The following is a 15,159-nucleotide window of genomic DNA, read 5'->3' on the forward strand; positions in this document are numbered from 1 at the left end:
ATTATTAAACTATCATTGTAGTTCTATCGTATCTCATAAAACTACAGTTGTCAATATATAATCTAAGAGATTTTAGAATAAGCTCCTTATGGCGAGGACATATTGCTTAGCCATGCAAACTTGCAGCAACAGGTGACATAGTAGAGGAAATAAGTTTCTTTGGCTCCGCTTTTGGCAAAACACCGGATGGAACGAACACGCCTTTTGCTATGTCCTCGATACGCAGAGCCGCTTTTCTAGCATCGATCTCAGCCTTTTTCGCTGCCTTGACTTTAATATCCTCGTATTTCTTTTGCTCGCCGTTGGCCTTGCGCCGCAAGTAGTTCCGGTGCAGCCTATCCCGGCGTTCTTCTTTTTTGCGCAGAGCTTCCTGTTCCTCCGGAGTCAAATTGATTTTCCCGAAGTGGGGCGGCACGTATTTACCCACAAAATTGAAGTAGACTTCTACTTCCTGTGTGGTGTCCTGGCTACCCTTGCGATCTTTTTCATGAACAACGATTTTTTCTACGAATTCATTGAGCATGGTGGTGGTCAGGGTATCTAAATTTTCGTACTTGTCGATCAGGGCGATAAACTTTTCTGCGAATTGCTGTTTGTGTTCGTATCCGGTGACGGCTTGTTCCAGTTCTTCAATTTTGCCGGAAAGCTCATCCTGCTCATCGGCGTACCGCGCGTCAAGGGCGGCAAAACGCGCTTCCGGCAGCTTGCCGAAGACTTTGTCCTCATAGATTTGGCATAGCAGTTTTTCCAATTCTTCCGAGCGCTTTTTGGCCTCCGCTAGCCGCTTCTTTTTCTGTGCAATGCCATTGGACTGTTAGGAAATCTGAGCATTCTTTACCGTCTGGATAAATTCAGCCCGATCATTCTTGGAATATGCCGCGATGGCGCGGAGCGTATCGGCAATCAGAGTCATCACCACGTCGGCATTGATACGGTGCTAGGTGTGGCAGAGTGTACCGACGGGAACTTTGCTATATCGGGAACATAATACTGCAGAATTCGCTTGCCGTTGTTGGTGCGGTGGACGTACATCTTGCCGCCGCAATCAGCACCGTACATCAGGCCGGTCAGTGGATGCACTTCGCCCCAGCCGTCCGGGTAACGCCGAACATTACCCCGGATGCGCTGCAACGTTATCGAAGGTTTGCTGATCGATGATGGCCTCGTAGGTGTTTTCAAAAATCGTCCATTCACTTTCATTGACATAGTGGCTTTTTTGTCCTTGAAATGTTTGCGGGTCTTGAAGTTGACCGTGTGGCCGAGATATTCCCGCTTCTTGAGGATATTGAAAATATTTACGATAGTCGAAGAACCCCAGCCGTAAATAACCGTACCGGTCAAGTGCTTTCCGGCCATTCCTTTGGCCTTAAAAACAGATTTGATTTTTCGGCTGGTATCGCGCACGAAAAATTCGTTCATGATGTTCCGGAAAGTGAAAACAAAAAGGAAAAGCTCAGTATTCATGCGGATTTGCGGCGAAGTGGCTCTCGGCCAAATCCTCTCTCAAACCTGAAATAACCGGCTGAATGACAAATTGCATATCATTTTAGGATGCTCCTTTTACGGAACGCCCTTAAAATATGATGAACTTATTCGATTTTTAGGGGTAAATACTGCTTCTTAATTGTCCGTAAGCCCTTGATATTTCTCGTTTTTTTGAATAAATGCTGTAAGAACACTTGCACCACCATCAGAGTCGTCGAACTTGACGACTCTGATCTATTTTTCTCCCGCTTTTTTCGATTCTCTCGTACATGCTCACTTTCTGTATGAGAAAATGCCGTAAGCACACTCGCATCCAAGGTGCATGGGATAGCACTTTTTCGAATCATCGCGTTTTTTGCGTTCACCTAATTCTTTATGGGAAAAATCGACCCATACGGACACGTCAAAAATATTTGCTGAAAAACGCGCCCATAACTTGGCACAAAAAAATACGACAGCCTATATCATACTCGGATTGCTGGCACATGAAGATTCCAGCGGGTATGACCTTAAAAAAAGATTGATCATATGATTTCCCGATTTTGGGACGTCGGGTATGGTCAACTCTATCCCACGCTGAAAATACTGGAAAAGGAAGGTTCTATTACCGGCGTATCTGCACAATCAGAAAAAGGGCCGAATCGCATCGTATATGCGATCACCGATGCAGGAAAGCAGAAGCTGCTCAATTGGCTGTCGCTGCCCAATGAAAAAGAATATATCCGGTATGAGAAATCCTTCTGAAATTGTTCTTCGGGAATCTCAGCAGCCCGATAAACACAATCAAGAGGATTAAAGCCTTTCAAAAGCAGCATGAGGAAGATCTACAGCTCATCCGTTTATACAAGGTAAATCTTGAGAACGCTTTTCAGGAAAATCGGGATCACCTTTACTATTACCTGACGGCTTTGTTTGGGGAGCACATTTACAAGGCTTATCTGGAGTGGGCGGAGGAAGCCTTAGCGTTTATCAATAAAAATATTGTATCCGAAGAAGATAAGAAGGAGATTCACTATGAAGCGCCAGAAAATTCGTAAACTTCTGCTGCTGATTTCTTTTTTGCTGTTTCCTGTCACATTGTACTATCTCTCGCCTGTTCTCATTATTGAAGGAGGTTTTTCCGGAATTGTTACCGGAAGCCTGCTTTTTTTGCAGCCCTATTTGTTGCCTCTCTGTTTTTCGGGAGGGCCTTTTGCGGATGGGTCTGCCCTGCCGGCGGCTTGCAGGAAGACTGTTTTCAGGTTGTTGATAAAAAAATCAGCAATAAAAAGGTGAACTGGATTAAATACATCATCTGGGTTCCATGGCTGCTTACAATAATCCTCGGTTTCATATTACACGGCGGTATTAAAAGCGCGGACTTTTTCTATATGACCAGTCATGGGATTTCAGTTTCCGGTGTAATGCAATTAATCATCTGTCTTTTCTTTATTACACTAATTACAATCCTTGCGCTTGTTATCGGGAAGCGCGGCATGTGCCTTTCGATCTGCTAGATGGCCCCGTTTATGGTTATCGGAACAAAAATCAAGAATCGGCTTTGGTATCCATCCTTACATTGAGCAACTTTTAGAGCCAACTATTATCGAGCATCTCGAAAAAGCGTTCTTCATGTCAATTGGTTCCATGATATGCCCCCTTGCGTATCGACTAAAAAATAATATTTGCTAATATATTTGAAAAATTACATACTTTTCCAATTAGTAATTATACCATGCAAAAGGAGCGAAAAGAAGTGGCCATTCGACTGTTTTCTTCAATTAATCACAAACAATCGTGATTTTGAGTGGTGCATACACGACGGTGGAGAGGTGCAATTTGTTTATCATGCGAAAATATATGGTATTATTCATCATAATGGTAAAATTATAATTTCCGAAATATACAATGAAGAAACTGAAAGATCGTATAACACCGTCGATGAGCTTTTGAAATACAAAGTGGGTGGAGACAGGCCGCGGGATATTATTACACAGGCAGAAATTATTGACAGGACATTATAATAAAAAAACGATGCAGACATGTTTTTCTGCATTTGGTAAAAAGCTATCCGGATTTCAAAGTTCCAATTAACCATTTTCATAAAGCATTTGAATTAAAATTTTTTAATTATGTTTCATCAAATCATGCAAATTTGTGAAACACGGTAGCGTCATGACAAGCGCTCAAAACCATAAAATAAATAGTCACGAATGGGCGATTCATCCATAACTCGAATTACCCGCACCATCTAGGCCACGAAACTAAAATGTTTCGTGGCTCTTTTTGTGTCGTCTATTTTAATTGTAGACTATAAAATAGAAAAAGCGTAATAGTGCAGATTCTTCTTTGTCTATTTAGAATCCTTATTAACTGAAATCTAAAAAAACAGTTTTTGATTTTTGCTATGATCCGTTGAAAGAAATACAATCAATCTAAAAATTTAAAAGATAAAAAAAGGCCACAAGGCATTTTTGTCTTGTGGCCTTTCTAATCTTATGCTATGTAAAGGTTCTGATGTTCATCTATTTAAGCTTTTTCTTATTTGCTTTCGGAAGGAATATCAATATATTGTGCCTTTAAATAAGGAATACTCACGTCACTTCCAAAGGCTTTGCCGTTGGTGCTAGTATCGTAATTTCGCTCCATTTCGGGGCAAAATTATACGACAAAATGCGTCTCAGTATCCACACCGCAGTCGTTTTGGGAATAGGATTAGGTATAATTTCGACAACTATGGGCTTTGCATTTAGTCATTCTATTTTAACAATGATACAAACACCGCCTGAAGCTTTGGAAGCGGCAACTGAATATTTTCAGATCATTTCCATAGGATTGTTTTTTATGGTTATGTATAATATGGGCAGTGGGATTTTCCGCTCCCTTGGTGACAATCGTCATCCTTTATACAGTTTGATTTTATCAGTAATCCTAAACACTGTTCTGGATTTAGTTTTTGTTGCAGAATTTCATATGGGAGTTCGGGGGGCCGCCATTGCAACGGTTATTGCGCAGAGTGCAAGCGTAACCGGGGAATTTTGGGTACTCTTCCGCACGGACGAATTTTACCACTTAAATTGGAACGAATTAAAAGTGGATAAGGAACAACTCCGCGCTATTTTAAAAAACGCATTTCCAAGTGCTTTTCAAAACTGTATTATATCCTTGTCGAACGTTGTTGTTCAAGCTAATATAAATCAATTTGGAGAATTGGCTATGGCAGGTTTTGGCTCGTATTCAAAGCTTGCTAGTTTCGCAGTGTTGCCTGCTACCAGTATGTCTCTTTCACTAACAACATTTGTCAGCCAGAACCGTGGGGCAAAACAATATGACCGCACCAAAAAAGGAGTGCATTATGGATTAATACTGATTAGTGCAATCACTATGGCAATCGGCCTAGGGATGGTCGTGTTTGGACGGCCTCTGGTTGGTTTGTTCAATCCTGATTCGGCTGTAATCGAATATGGAATTATGATGTGCCAACGTGCGGGACCATTCCTGATCCTTTTGGGACTTTCTCATGCATTGACTGGTGCTTTGCGTGGTGCTGGTTATGCAAAAATCCCTCTGTTTGTTCTCGCGATCAGTTGGTGCCTAATAAGGGTGGTCTGGATTCTCGGATTGAGCCTTATTTGGGACGATATTCGAATTGTTTATTGGTCGTATCCGGTTACCTGGTTATGCAGCACCGTCATTTTATTTATTTTTTACCACAAAATATATGGAGCAATGGAGTCAGATGAGCGCAGTACGGACAGTGAAGTGCCTTCAAGCAAAATGAGCCATACCATTTAAAAATCAGCATTCCGGCTAAAAAAACAATCCCAAGATTTTTAGTGATCCAAATAAAACCTTCGCTGATCTCTATATAAAATCAGGATTGTTTATTACAGAGATTGTAAGACGGTTATATAAGAATAAAAATATGAAGCGATTATTTCCGAATGATAAAGCCCGCATTCGCCACATCTTACAAAAACAGGAAGATAAGCACCATCATCAAACAATTTTATTAAAGTGGTCTTTCCTTTTTGAATCTTAGTAAAAATGAGGACGGCATTTCGCCGTCCTCATTTTTATGCTTTGGGATTACGCACTTTGCCATCCATTAAGAAATTCGCAGTTCTAAAACCAAAGGTAGCAATTATATCTGGTAGTCCTATACAATTTATGGTAAAGTCCACCCCTGCTTCCATAATTCCGCTTGGGTTTCCAATCCGTATACATCCAAAATTGGTTTCAGGTCGTAAAACTTCCTGTACAATGCTACCGGGGACAGCAGCTGCAGCAGCCGTACACATAGCGCCCGTCATAGCATAGGTCGGATGCGCTTTTTGCATCGACATCATACGAGAAACCAAATCCACCTGCTGTGCTGAAATTTTCTCTCCATTGATTGCCATATAATCATGAGACTTTGATACAATGGTCATTTTGGGAATGGTCGGCGTTTTCCATGCCGATTCCGTATAGTTTTCGATCAGGCCCATTTTTACGGCCGCCAAGCCACGAACCGTTTCCAACAGGCACAATAGTTTGGGATTGGAATCAATATCGAAAGGAAGTTCGCCGCCATCCATATGCAGATCTTTCGCTTTGACAAACACCAATGGATTGGTTGCATCAACAATCGAAACGCATACGGTTCCAAAACCGGGAACCATTAGTGCATCTTTGACATTTCCGGTCGGAAGCAAGCTCGTAGAAACCGTTCCGGCGGGATGACAGAACTTGAGTTTTATGGGAGCTGCCGTTCCTGGCACACCGGGGATGGTGTAATTACCATCATATTTCACACGGCCGTTTTGAACCTCGATCTCCGCCACAATGACCTTTTGGGTATTGGTATTGTAAATTCTCACCGAAGTTATTGGTGACACTGCGGATACTAGTCCCTTTTCAATGGCGTAAGGCCCTACTGCTGAGGATATATTTCCACAATTTCCTTTATAGCTTACAATCGGTTTATCAACCGATACCTGTGCAAAGGTGTAGTCTATGTCGGCATCGTCACGTAGAGAGGGCGCAACAATCGCTACTTTACTAGTCACAGATGTCGCACCGCCAAGACCATTTATCTGTCTAGGATCTGGGCTACCCATAGCTGTAAGTAAGAACTGATCACGCATCTCACCGGCAGGCGGGATGTCTTTTTCAAGAAAAAAGATGCCTTTGCTGGTACCTCCCCTCAGAATAGAACAAGGTGTATTCTTTATGTACTCCAAATTATTTCCTCTCTTTTCACAATGCAATTATTTATTAAAAGATATCATAGACTCCCACAAACGCTAATATCACACTGACAAAAACACATACAACGGATGTGAGAAACAATCTAATGAAAAGTTTATTCGTGTCTTCTTCGCTGGCATCCTGATTAAACACTGCATACTGTGCCATGATGCCTGCACCACCGGTAGACGCTGGGCTGAATGCAGCGATGAACGCTGTGATTGTGATACCGGAGGCCAATGCCGAAAAGCTGACGTTGGAAAATTTGTCAATAATGCCCGAAATAGACGGTATCAACGCTGGCATCACAACACCGGTGGTCGAACTAAACCATGACATTGCACCTGCGGCCAGCGATATGATCGGCTTAACTGCAGCACCGCTCATCAGGGATGTTAAACCACCCACCATCAGATCGATACCTCCGAGCGCCCTGACAACCCCCATCAGCATATTGACTCCGCAAACCAAAATAAAGGTTCCCCAAGGCATAATCTTGATTGCAGCCTTTTGATTGCCTACACGAATCATGATGAGAACAACTCCAGCAAGAGGCGCCACCAGACCAATATTGATACCAAAGACAAATACAACTAAAACCACAAGAGCAATGGCCAGCATGGTAATTTTCTGATTCCGATTAAATGCGGTAACATGATCCAGCATCTCCAAAGAATTGCTTTTGGGTTTATAAAGCTTGTATATCAAGTAAAATGCCACCGTAATCAAAACAAACACAACACAGCTGTTGCCAAATACGCTCCAGGAAATCCGACCAGCATTTTGTGCTTCAGGCAATAAACCAATTAAAATCAGACCACCGTTGGCAATTGGCGACATGCAGCCAAAATTGCAGGCTGCCGTTATGATAATGCCCATGGCGATGGCGTCAATGCCTAATTCCAGCGCCAGTGCAATGGACATAGGCAACATTATCGCAAAAGTTGGAATATTGCCGCAGCCCAGCGCCGACAAAATAAAAGTAACAACCGCTAAAATCAACGGGATACACCAGGTGTTTTTCCCCACAAGTTTCAAGATTTTCCGTGCTAACAGATCAATGGTTCCGTTTTCAACAGCGATTGAAAATAAAAACGCAGGACCAACCAAAGAAATAAACAAGCTGGTACTAAAATTCGATATAACAGTTTTATCCGGTATACCGCCCAATCGAGCTATGATTAGGGCAGCACCCATTGCCAGAAAACCCATATTTACCTTTTTCCAAAATCCGAGCAACAAAACCGCGACAAGAAACACTAAAGAGATTGCGGCTAGATAGTTTTCCATATCAATTTCCTCTTTTTTAAGTGTGAAAATGGCTGACGGACTGCTGAAAAGTCAAAAAACTAAAACTTCTCAGAATTCTCTCTGCTTCTCACAAAATTATTTTTGTAATTCAGTAATCTTTTTATCAAAATCCAAAACGCATTTATTGAATTTATCTGCCTCCAAAATAGGGAATAGATGGTTGTTACAGGCTGTAAATTCATAGCAGAGCGCCAACGGTGATTTCTTGCAGCGCTTAATGGCTTCGTGGCCAGATTCCCATGCATCATGATAAGCCGAATGTGATACAAAAGTCGCAACGGGAATGGTGCGGTCGCTTAGCGGTGTCATGTTATCGGTAAAATAGGTATCCAGATGGTACTCAATTCCAACCCATGGCGGAAGTTGAAGCATGCTCTGCTGAAACAAATCGGCATCTTCAGGACTAAGCGGAGAGTTCTGCCGCTGCTTAGCCGCATAAGAAACCGGATCGTTGATATAAGGCATCATACGGGTCATCCAGCCATCAATGTTATAATGGTTTGATTTATGCTCATTCCATTCGGCGTCAGTAAAAGCAAACAATGAAGCATCCACCATAATCATACCGCGCAGATGATATTCGGATTGGGTGTTAGCGTATGTTGCGACAACCGCACCACCCAAAGAATGTCCAATAAGCAAAACATTCTGCAATTTAAGGTGGTCAATCAATTCGCGCACATCCTGCGCCATGCGTGTTTGACGGTTATTGCCGCACACCTTCATTGAACGCCCATGGCCACGCAAATCAAGACAGATTACTTTGTTTGTCTTGGACAGCACGGGAACACTGTGTCGCCACATGGTTAGTGACTCGCCAAAACCGGGCAGCATTACGATGGGCGCGCCCTCGCCCGCCGTCTCATAATAAAGCCAAAGCCCGTCTGACGTCTGAAAAAAATTATCCTTTGTTGCCATATTGTTACCTCCATACAGTGGTCCAGCTTTTGTGCACAAGGCCGAACTTTTTGACCGGTCATTTCTTTATTTGAGTATAATGGTCCTAATATAAATTGTAAAATTCATAATATTCATATAAAGTATAGCTTTTCATGCACATTAAATGCAAAATTGTGACAATAGCTTTATATTGTTGCAAAAAGGCTGTATAATTTGTACTAAGAATTCAACAAATTATACAGCCTTTTCATTTAAACTTTGTGCAACAAAATCATGTAAAATATCCATTATTTAGAATTATTAGATTAATATTTCCTAGCAAAAAAGCATCATACTAAATGTAATCACTTAATGTTCCTACATAATACGTTTGATTAAACCAATATAATATTTTGCATATTGCGGCAAATAGCTTCCTTTTCGATAAGCCGCCACAAATGAGCTTTCAGTTTTCCCTTTTTCACCAAAACTAAAACATTCGATCGGCTTTTCAAATTTCATGTGCTTCAGGTGCGTCTCGCAAACCAGTGCAGCGCCGTAACCTTCACTGGCCAACATAACTGCGGCCTGAATGTTAGACATAACGAGTTGTTTCGAAAAATGCAGCCCCATTTGTTCAAACACCTCGTCCACAATTTGTCGCGAACGTTGCTGAGGAGTTTGTATAATCAATGTCTCATTTTTCAGCAGGCGAATATCTATTCTGGGATATCGATCATTAATCCCTTTGACAGCCATTTTACCAAGTGGGTGTCCTTTAGCAAGTACAAGCACGATTTCTTCTTTCGTAATTTCCACATATTCGATCAAAGGATTCACTGCAGACAAATTATAAAACGCCAGATCCGTTTCACCGCTGAGTAGCATAGCATCCAGCTTCGTGGAATGAGATTCTTGCAATTTCACTTTGACGTTTGGGTAGGCTAAGCGAAAAGCAGGAAGCGTATCCGGAATAATATAAGTGCCGCGAACAGTGGGAAAAGCAACCTTTAAAACACCTTCATGTCGCTTTAAAATATCAGCCATCTCTTCATCCAAGTCTTTTTTCACGCTCAGAATCTTTGCTCCGGCTTCTACATATCGTTCACCAGCATAAGTGAGAATATACCGATTGCCTAACTTTCGAAACAAGGGTTGACCCATTGTCTTTTCCAGATTGTGAAGAAATTTGCTAAGTGTGGGCTGACTGATATAAAGCCTTTCAGCAGCTTTGCTAAGATTTTGGTATTTGGCAATCGCCACTACATACGAAATTTCTCGAAAATCCATATTATACTCCTTATTGATTACAGGCCGGGCATTTGTTTGGATTACTAAACCATCCCCCGATTTGACGGAGAGGAACTAATGTAAAATAAATGTACTACAAAGAGGTATTCAGCTTACCCAAATGTTTCATAAACCATCGTATGGCGTCCTTGCTAGATGAAAAATCATAAAAGGCTTTCCCTTCTTCCTCTCGGAGCAGTTGTTCTAAAAAAAGCAGAACGCTTCCCGCATGCCGTTCTCATCATTACAAATTCCAATTTGAAGTATTCTGCCGGCTCCTATACCAATTTTAACATACAATCAATATTAAAAAACAAATGGCCAAACAGATAGCTGCAAAACTTTACGAATACGAACCATTTATGAAATGACGCGACTCAACTGTATTTTTTTACATTCCCTTCGACGGCGACAGATCCAACTTAGACCGACAGATGATCAAAAGACTGATCCGCAGAATCACCATGTCATTGTAACTTGTATCCACTTTCTCTGTCGTTTTCGCAGATAAATGATAGCACAAAAGTTGCCAAAAAGCCATTTCTTTCAGTCAATTCAAATCATTAAATTGTGCTCAATCCAACTTTGACTGTTTAACTTTGAACCCTTCTATGAGGCAACGGTGTTGCTGCAGCGTTTTTCAAAACACCTATCTGCCTGAACGGTTTATTTCGAGGCTTCTGGATTTGAACTTTAAGGTATATTACAACCGGCTGCCCCAACAAACAACGGTGGTATTTTTTTGGACAAGCAGCGACAGCCAGTGCTCTTTTAAAGGAAAATAACAATGTGTCTTGCAATTTCGTCCAAAGTAATCAACATGTACTTACAGTTATAAACAATATTTATTTTGTTTCAAATCATAAATTTCCGCAGTGAGATTTTCTTCATCAGTGCCCGTCACGGCGACAACGATTTCCGCATCTTTGATGCCGGCATCATTTAAAACATCCAAATCCGTGCCGTCTCCACAGATAACCTCTGCGTCCAATTCGTCGGAGATTTTTATACAGGTGTTTTTATCCCTCTCGACGAGCATTACCTGATAATTTCTTTCCTTCAGAGTCTTAAATAAATTGTATCCGATTTTTCCCCCCGCCGATAATTATTGATTCCATATTGATGTCTCCCTTAAAATGATTGAACCAGTTTTTCCTTGTTCTTTTTTGGGATCGTGCATATTATCTTGTCACCGTACTCAACTTGTCCCTCTATTTTTTTAGCTTTTTCCAACATACTGGCTTTGCTGTACTGATCAAGATTATATCTTGTAACGGACGAGTCACAGTGAAATGTAGTTGGATTCCCCAAATCAGAATGAAACGCAACCTTAAAGATTACTTCCACCCTGTCGTGAAAAACAGTCACACGATCTACATGTTGCTGAACCATAGCATGAACTTCTTCCTTATGACTGCTCTTTGCAAATTGTTTGATTTTGGAGAGATTTTTGAGAACCTGTTCCTCTGTAAAAGTAGGAACGTTTTGATACCTGTTTTCGTATTTCTGGAGGAACAGATCGCAGTCCTCGATCTGCTTTTCCACGTTTTTCAGTTTATCTCCGAGTGCTTTATTGTATCCGGTCTTTTCAATCGCTTCTACAAGATTATCGCGGGACTTTTTCAGAACCTTCAAAGTAGCACGATACTCTTTGTATTCATCACTGCTATTATTACTGTTTTCCTGAGGTTTTTTATTCAGCTGACGAGTAATCTCTGGGATTGCAGTACGATTGAAAAAGTGGTCAAATAACTCTTCAATGACAAACCCTTCCACATATTCCTTGCGAACTTCACCGTTGCTGCAGGAATGGCTATTGTCGCGATTATTGCAGCGGTAAGTTAAATAAGTAGGACCTCCATTTCCAGTGTTGCGAGGATTCCCATGCATTTTGCCTCCACATTCACCACAATAGATCAGTCCAGAGAGAAGATAAAAGTACTTATTGTGACTCTTGCCTTTCAGGTTGATTTGACGGATAGCCTGCACCCTATTCCACAACTCCTTAGAAATAATAGCAGGAACGCCTCCTTCTACACGGATGATCTCGCTATTCGGTTTCTTTTTATGACTGTTGCGCTTTCCCTGAGAATTACCCCTCGCGATCTGATTAAAAATATAAACGCCGGTATATTTTTCATTGTTCAAGATTGCATATAGGCTGTTCTTTCCAAAGGGTCTTCCTGCCTTCGTCTTTTTGCCCAGGGCATTCAAACGATCAATAATTGAATTATAGCCATAACCCTGACTATACATTTGGAAAATCAGTCTTACCGATTCAGCCTCTTCTTCGTTCACAACATACTTTTGATTGACAATATCGTAACCGAGGCAGCCTCTCCCTCCATTAGAAAGGCATTTGTAAGCGTTTTCTCGTTGCCCTTTAAGGACTTCATTCGCAAGGTTTGAAATGTACCATTCACTCATTCCGGAAATGATTTTTAACATGAAGTCGCCAATCGCATTGTTTTCAAAATGTTCGTATGCAGAAATCACGGAAACACTAAAGTCCTTGAGCTCATTGATAATACGCAAGGTATCTTCTGTACTTCTTGAAAAATGGTCAAGCTTAATGGAATAAAACTGGGAAAGTACTAACTGTCCTTGCCAAAATCATGCGACAAACCCTATCATTCTTCACGCGACGGAATTTCAGCTGTAGGAAAACGACTCATTTTCCCCAAGCCATTACAATCCTCACCAGAATTCAGCGCATCTTCGTTTTCAATGACGAAAAGAGTATATGGACCTTTCGTGCCACCATTAGCATGAATCTCACATCCAAAGAAAAGGCTCATCATCTAAATGACGAAGCAAAAAACAAGGCACTGCTTTTTCACAGTGCCCAAAGGATATTGTAATTTATTTCTCGGATTTCTTTTTCTCTACAAGCTAATTTACAAGCTAGGCAAGTGTTACACCTGCCTAGCTTGCTATTTTCAGAAGCTGCTGAACTTCCCTTTGTCCTTTTTTCCAAAGCCCGAAAAAGTAACCTCATAGATACTGCATGGATGCTTTTTCCTTATAAAAATTAAAGCATACTCTCAATGATCGGATCAAGCTCTTCTGGCGTCACAGTCGGCTCATATCTTCCCTTGACAATTCCGTCTTGTCCGATTAGAAATTTAGTGAAATTCCATTTGACCTCGTCACCTTCCAAATTTTCCGGGTAATGTTCTTTTACCACGCTATAAATTTTTCGCCCGCTTGCTTTTTCCAATTCAAAGCCTTTAAAGGGAACAGCTTTGGTAAGAAATTTGAAAAGTGGATCGGCATTTTCCCCTCGCACATCAATTTTTGAAAACATTGGAAAAGTAACGCCGTAATTCAGTCTACAAAATGATGAAATTTCCTGATTGTTTCCTGGCTCCTGTGCAAGGAACTGATTGGATGGAAATCCAAGAATCACAAAGCCACGATCCCTATATTTCTGATAAAGTTTTTCCAGCCCATCATACTGAGGAGTGAATCCGCATTTGCTGGCTGTGTTCACAATTAACAGAATTTTCCCTTTATACTCGGAGAGTGATACTCTATCCCCCTTGATATTGTTCACAGCAAAATCATAGATACTCATGGTGATTACTCCTTCCTTAGTTGATTTCTAAATTTAATTTTTTGAAATATGGCATTCCATCGAACTTTCCACACTGCCAAAATGCGCCATTGTCTTAAATAACCAGTGTCGGAGGAGCATAAACCCTCGTGGCCAATTCGGAATCAAGCAAATAAAGTCCCTTTGCATCTTTACCAAACAGGTCATACTTTTTAACGACGTCTTCAGTGTTTTTTTCCTCTTCGCCTTGTTCCTTTACAAACCAGTCAAGGAACTGCATCGTGCGAAAGTCCTTTTGCTCATAGGCAACAGCATAAATGCTATTGATCGATGCCGTAACTTTTTTCTCATGCTCAAATGCAGCGTTGGCCGGTTCACGAAAGTCTTCAAAAATCTTATCCGGCGCTTTTACATCCTGTAAAGCGATCTTCTCGTTGTTATTCAACAGATATTTTACAAATAACATGGCATGGTCACGCTCTTCTTGAGTCTGAACGTAAAACCAATTGCCAAAACCGTTAAGGTTCTGGTCTGTATAATAGCTGTAAATATCCAGATAAAAGTATGCGGAATACCATTCCATATTAATCTGTTTATTCAATAGGGATACCAATTTTTGATTCAGCATTTTTATCGTCTCCTTCTTAATATATGTAATAGACAGTCACAACACTGTACGAAGTTTCCCTTAGCCTAAAAATTCATCAAAGAGAAAACTTACCGTCTATGAGGATGAATTGATCGGTCATATAACTTAAGGGTAGCTGATAGAAAAATAGAATCGATTGATTTCATTTTCCTCTACCACCAAACCTCGATGCAGTACAAAGGCTCTTTAGAACTTATGATACATTTCCTTTTTTGCACCGCAAACAGGGCATTTTTCCGGAGCTTCGTCCAGAATGGTATTTCCGCAGATCGGGCAAACATAGATTGCCTTTAACTCAATGTCCTTGCCAGCTTTCACCGCATCCAAAGCTTTTTGAAAGAGTTCTGCGTGAAGCTTCTCCGCTTCCCATGCTCCGTGAAATGAACGTTTTGCGCCAGTCTCGTTCTGAAATTCCGCCGCGTTTAGATAGACCGGATACATCTGTTCCACTTCATGCAGTTCGCCGTTAATTGCACCCTGCAGGTTATCCACTGTTTTGCCGGTGCCAAAAACGCCGCCGGCAGTTACCGTAGCATCTGCAGTGCTCCCGTCAATTTCACGGAAATGATTGGTTGCATGTACCTGCTCGGCGTAGGAGATCGCCTTGAACAGCCTTGCCACATTTAGAAATCCTTCTTTTTCCGCCATGTCTCCCCAGATCAAATAACGCATATGCGCCATACTCTCGCCACCGTATGCGGAATGCAGAAAATCAGAAGTCATTGCATTTTTAACAGCCATTTTAAAAACCTCCAATAATTAGATTTAAATATAGGAC

General features: G+C 41.3%; 13 protein-coding genes and 1 pseudogene. 4 read left to right on the top strand and 10 right to left on the bottom strand.

The window, feature by feature from the left end:
* Nucleotides 1-106: 106 nt before the first annotated feature.
* Nucleotides 107-1,431 (bottom strand): annotated as a pseudogene (locus ACVS9P_RS08640) (recombinase family protein); the annotation flags it as partial.
* A 582-nt stretch (nucleotides 1,432-2,013) separates the two neighbouring features.
* On the opposite strand from ACVS9P_RS08640, the gene ACVS9P_RS08645 reads away from it, so the two are divergent.
* The 4 genes from ACVS9P_RS08645 (at nucleotide 2,014) to ACVS9P_RS08660 (ending at nucleotide 5,259) form a co-directional block, all read left to right on the top strand.
* The gene (locus ACVS9P_RS08645) at nucleotides 2,014-2,229 is read left to right on the top strand and encodes a PadR family transcriptional regulator (RefSeq protein ID WP_452103163.1); all 216 of its coding nucleotides are present in this window, start codon (nucleotides 2,014-2,016) and stop codon (nucleotides 2,227-2,229) included.
* 2 nt (nucleotides 2,230-2,231) lie between these two features.
* Entirely contained in the window at nucleotides 2,232-2,522 is a 291-nt protein-coding gene (locus ACVS9P_RS08650) for a hypothetical protein (RefSeq protein WP_452103164.1), read from the top strand.
* A gap of 135 nt (nucleotides 2,523-2,657) precedes the next feature.
* Nucleotides 2,658-2,981 carry a 4Fe-4S binding protein gene (locus tag ACVS9P_RS08655; protein ID WP_452104694.1) on the top strand — a complete coding sequence of 108 codons (324 nt, stop codon included), beginning with the start codon at nucleotides 2,658-2,660 and terminating at the stop codon, nucleotides 2,979-2,981.
* Between the two features lie 1,066 nt (nucleotides 2,982-4,047).
* Nucleotides 4,048-5,259, top strand: a complete 1,212-nt coding sequence (locus ACVS9P_RS08660; RefSeq protein WP_452104695.1) for an MATE family efflux transporter — start codon at nucleotides 4,048-4,050, stop codon at nucleotides 5,257-5,259.
* Between the two features lie 281 nt (nucleotides 5,260-5,540).
* On the opposite strand, the gene ACVS9P_RS08665 is transcribed toward ACVS9P_RS08660, so the two are convergent.
* The 9 genes from ACVS9P_RS08665 to ACVS9P_RS08705 all read right to left on the bottom strand — a co-directional run bounded on the left by ACVS9P_RS08665 (nucleotide 5,541) and on the right by ACVS9P_RS08705 (nucleotide 15,122).
* Nucleotides 5,541-6,689: a PrpF domain-containing protein gene (locus ACVS9P_RS08665; RefSeq protein WP_452103165.1), complete on the bottom strand. Its 1,149-nt coding sequence runs from the start codon at nucleotides 6,687-6,689 to the stop codon at nucleotides 5,541-5,543.
* 34 nt (nucleotides 6,690-6,723) lie between these two features.
* A complete protein-coding gene (locus ACVS9P_RS08670) occupies nucleotides 6,724-7,986 on the bottom strand; it encodes an SLC13 family permease (RefSeq protein WP_452103166.1) in 1,263 nt (420 codons plus the stop codon).
* A 96-nt stretch (nucleotides 7,987-8,082) separates the two neighbouring features.
* Nucleotides 8,083-8,925, bottom strand: a complete 843-nt coding sequence (locus ACVS9P_RS08675) for an alpha/beta fold hydrolase (RefSeq protein WP_452103167.1) — start codon at nucleotides 8,923-8,925, stop codon at nucleotides 8,083-8,085.
* A gap of 339 nt (nucleotides 8,926-9,264) precedes the next feature.
* The gene (locus ACVS9P_RS08680) at nucleotides 9,265-10,176 is read right to left on the bottom strand and encodes a LysR family transcriptional regulator (RefSeq protein WP_452103168.1); all 912 of its coding nucleotides are present in this window, start codon (nucleotides 10,174-10,176) and stop codon (nucleotides 9,265-9,267) included.
* An 832-nt stretch (nucleotides 10,177-11,008) separates the two neighbouring features.
* Complete coding sequence (locus ACVS9P_RS08685) at nucleotides 11,009-11,263, bottom strand: NAD-binding protein (protein WP_452104696.1); 255 nt, start codon at nucleotides 11,261-11,263, stop codon at nucleotides 11,009-11,011.
* 44 nt (nucleotides 11,264-11,307) lie between these two features.
* On the bottom strand, nucleotides 11,308-12,750 hold the full coding sequence (locus ACVS9P_RS08690) for a recombinase family protein (protein ID WP_452104697.1): 1,443 nt from the start codon (nucleotides 12,748-12,750) through the stop codon (nucleotides 11,308-11,310).
* Nucleotides 12,751-13,207: 457 nt separating this feature from the next.
* Complete coding sequence (locus ACVS9P_RS08695; RefSeq protein ID WP_452103169.1) at nucleotides 13,208-13,753, bottom strand: glutathione peroxidase; 546 nt, start codon at nucleotides 13,751-13,753, stop codon at nucleotides 13,208-13,210.
* Nucleotides 13,754-13,847: 94 nt separating this feature from the next.
* Entirely contained in the window at nucleotides 13,848-14,360 is a 513-nt protein-coding gene (locus tag ACVS9P_RS08700; protein WP_452103170.1) for a ferritin, read from the bottom strand.
* A gap of 207 nt (nucleotides 14,361-14,567) precedes the next feature.
* A complete protein-coding gene (locus ACVS9P_RS08705) occupies nucleotides 14,568-15,122 on the bottom strand; it encodes a rubrerythrin family protein (protein WP_452103171.1) in 555 nt (184 codons plus the stop codon).
* Between the last annotated feature and the right edge of the window lie 37 nt (nucleotides 15,123-15,159).

This window comes from Caproicibacterium sp. NSD3 (assembly GCF_053613275.1).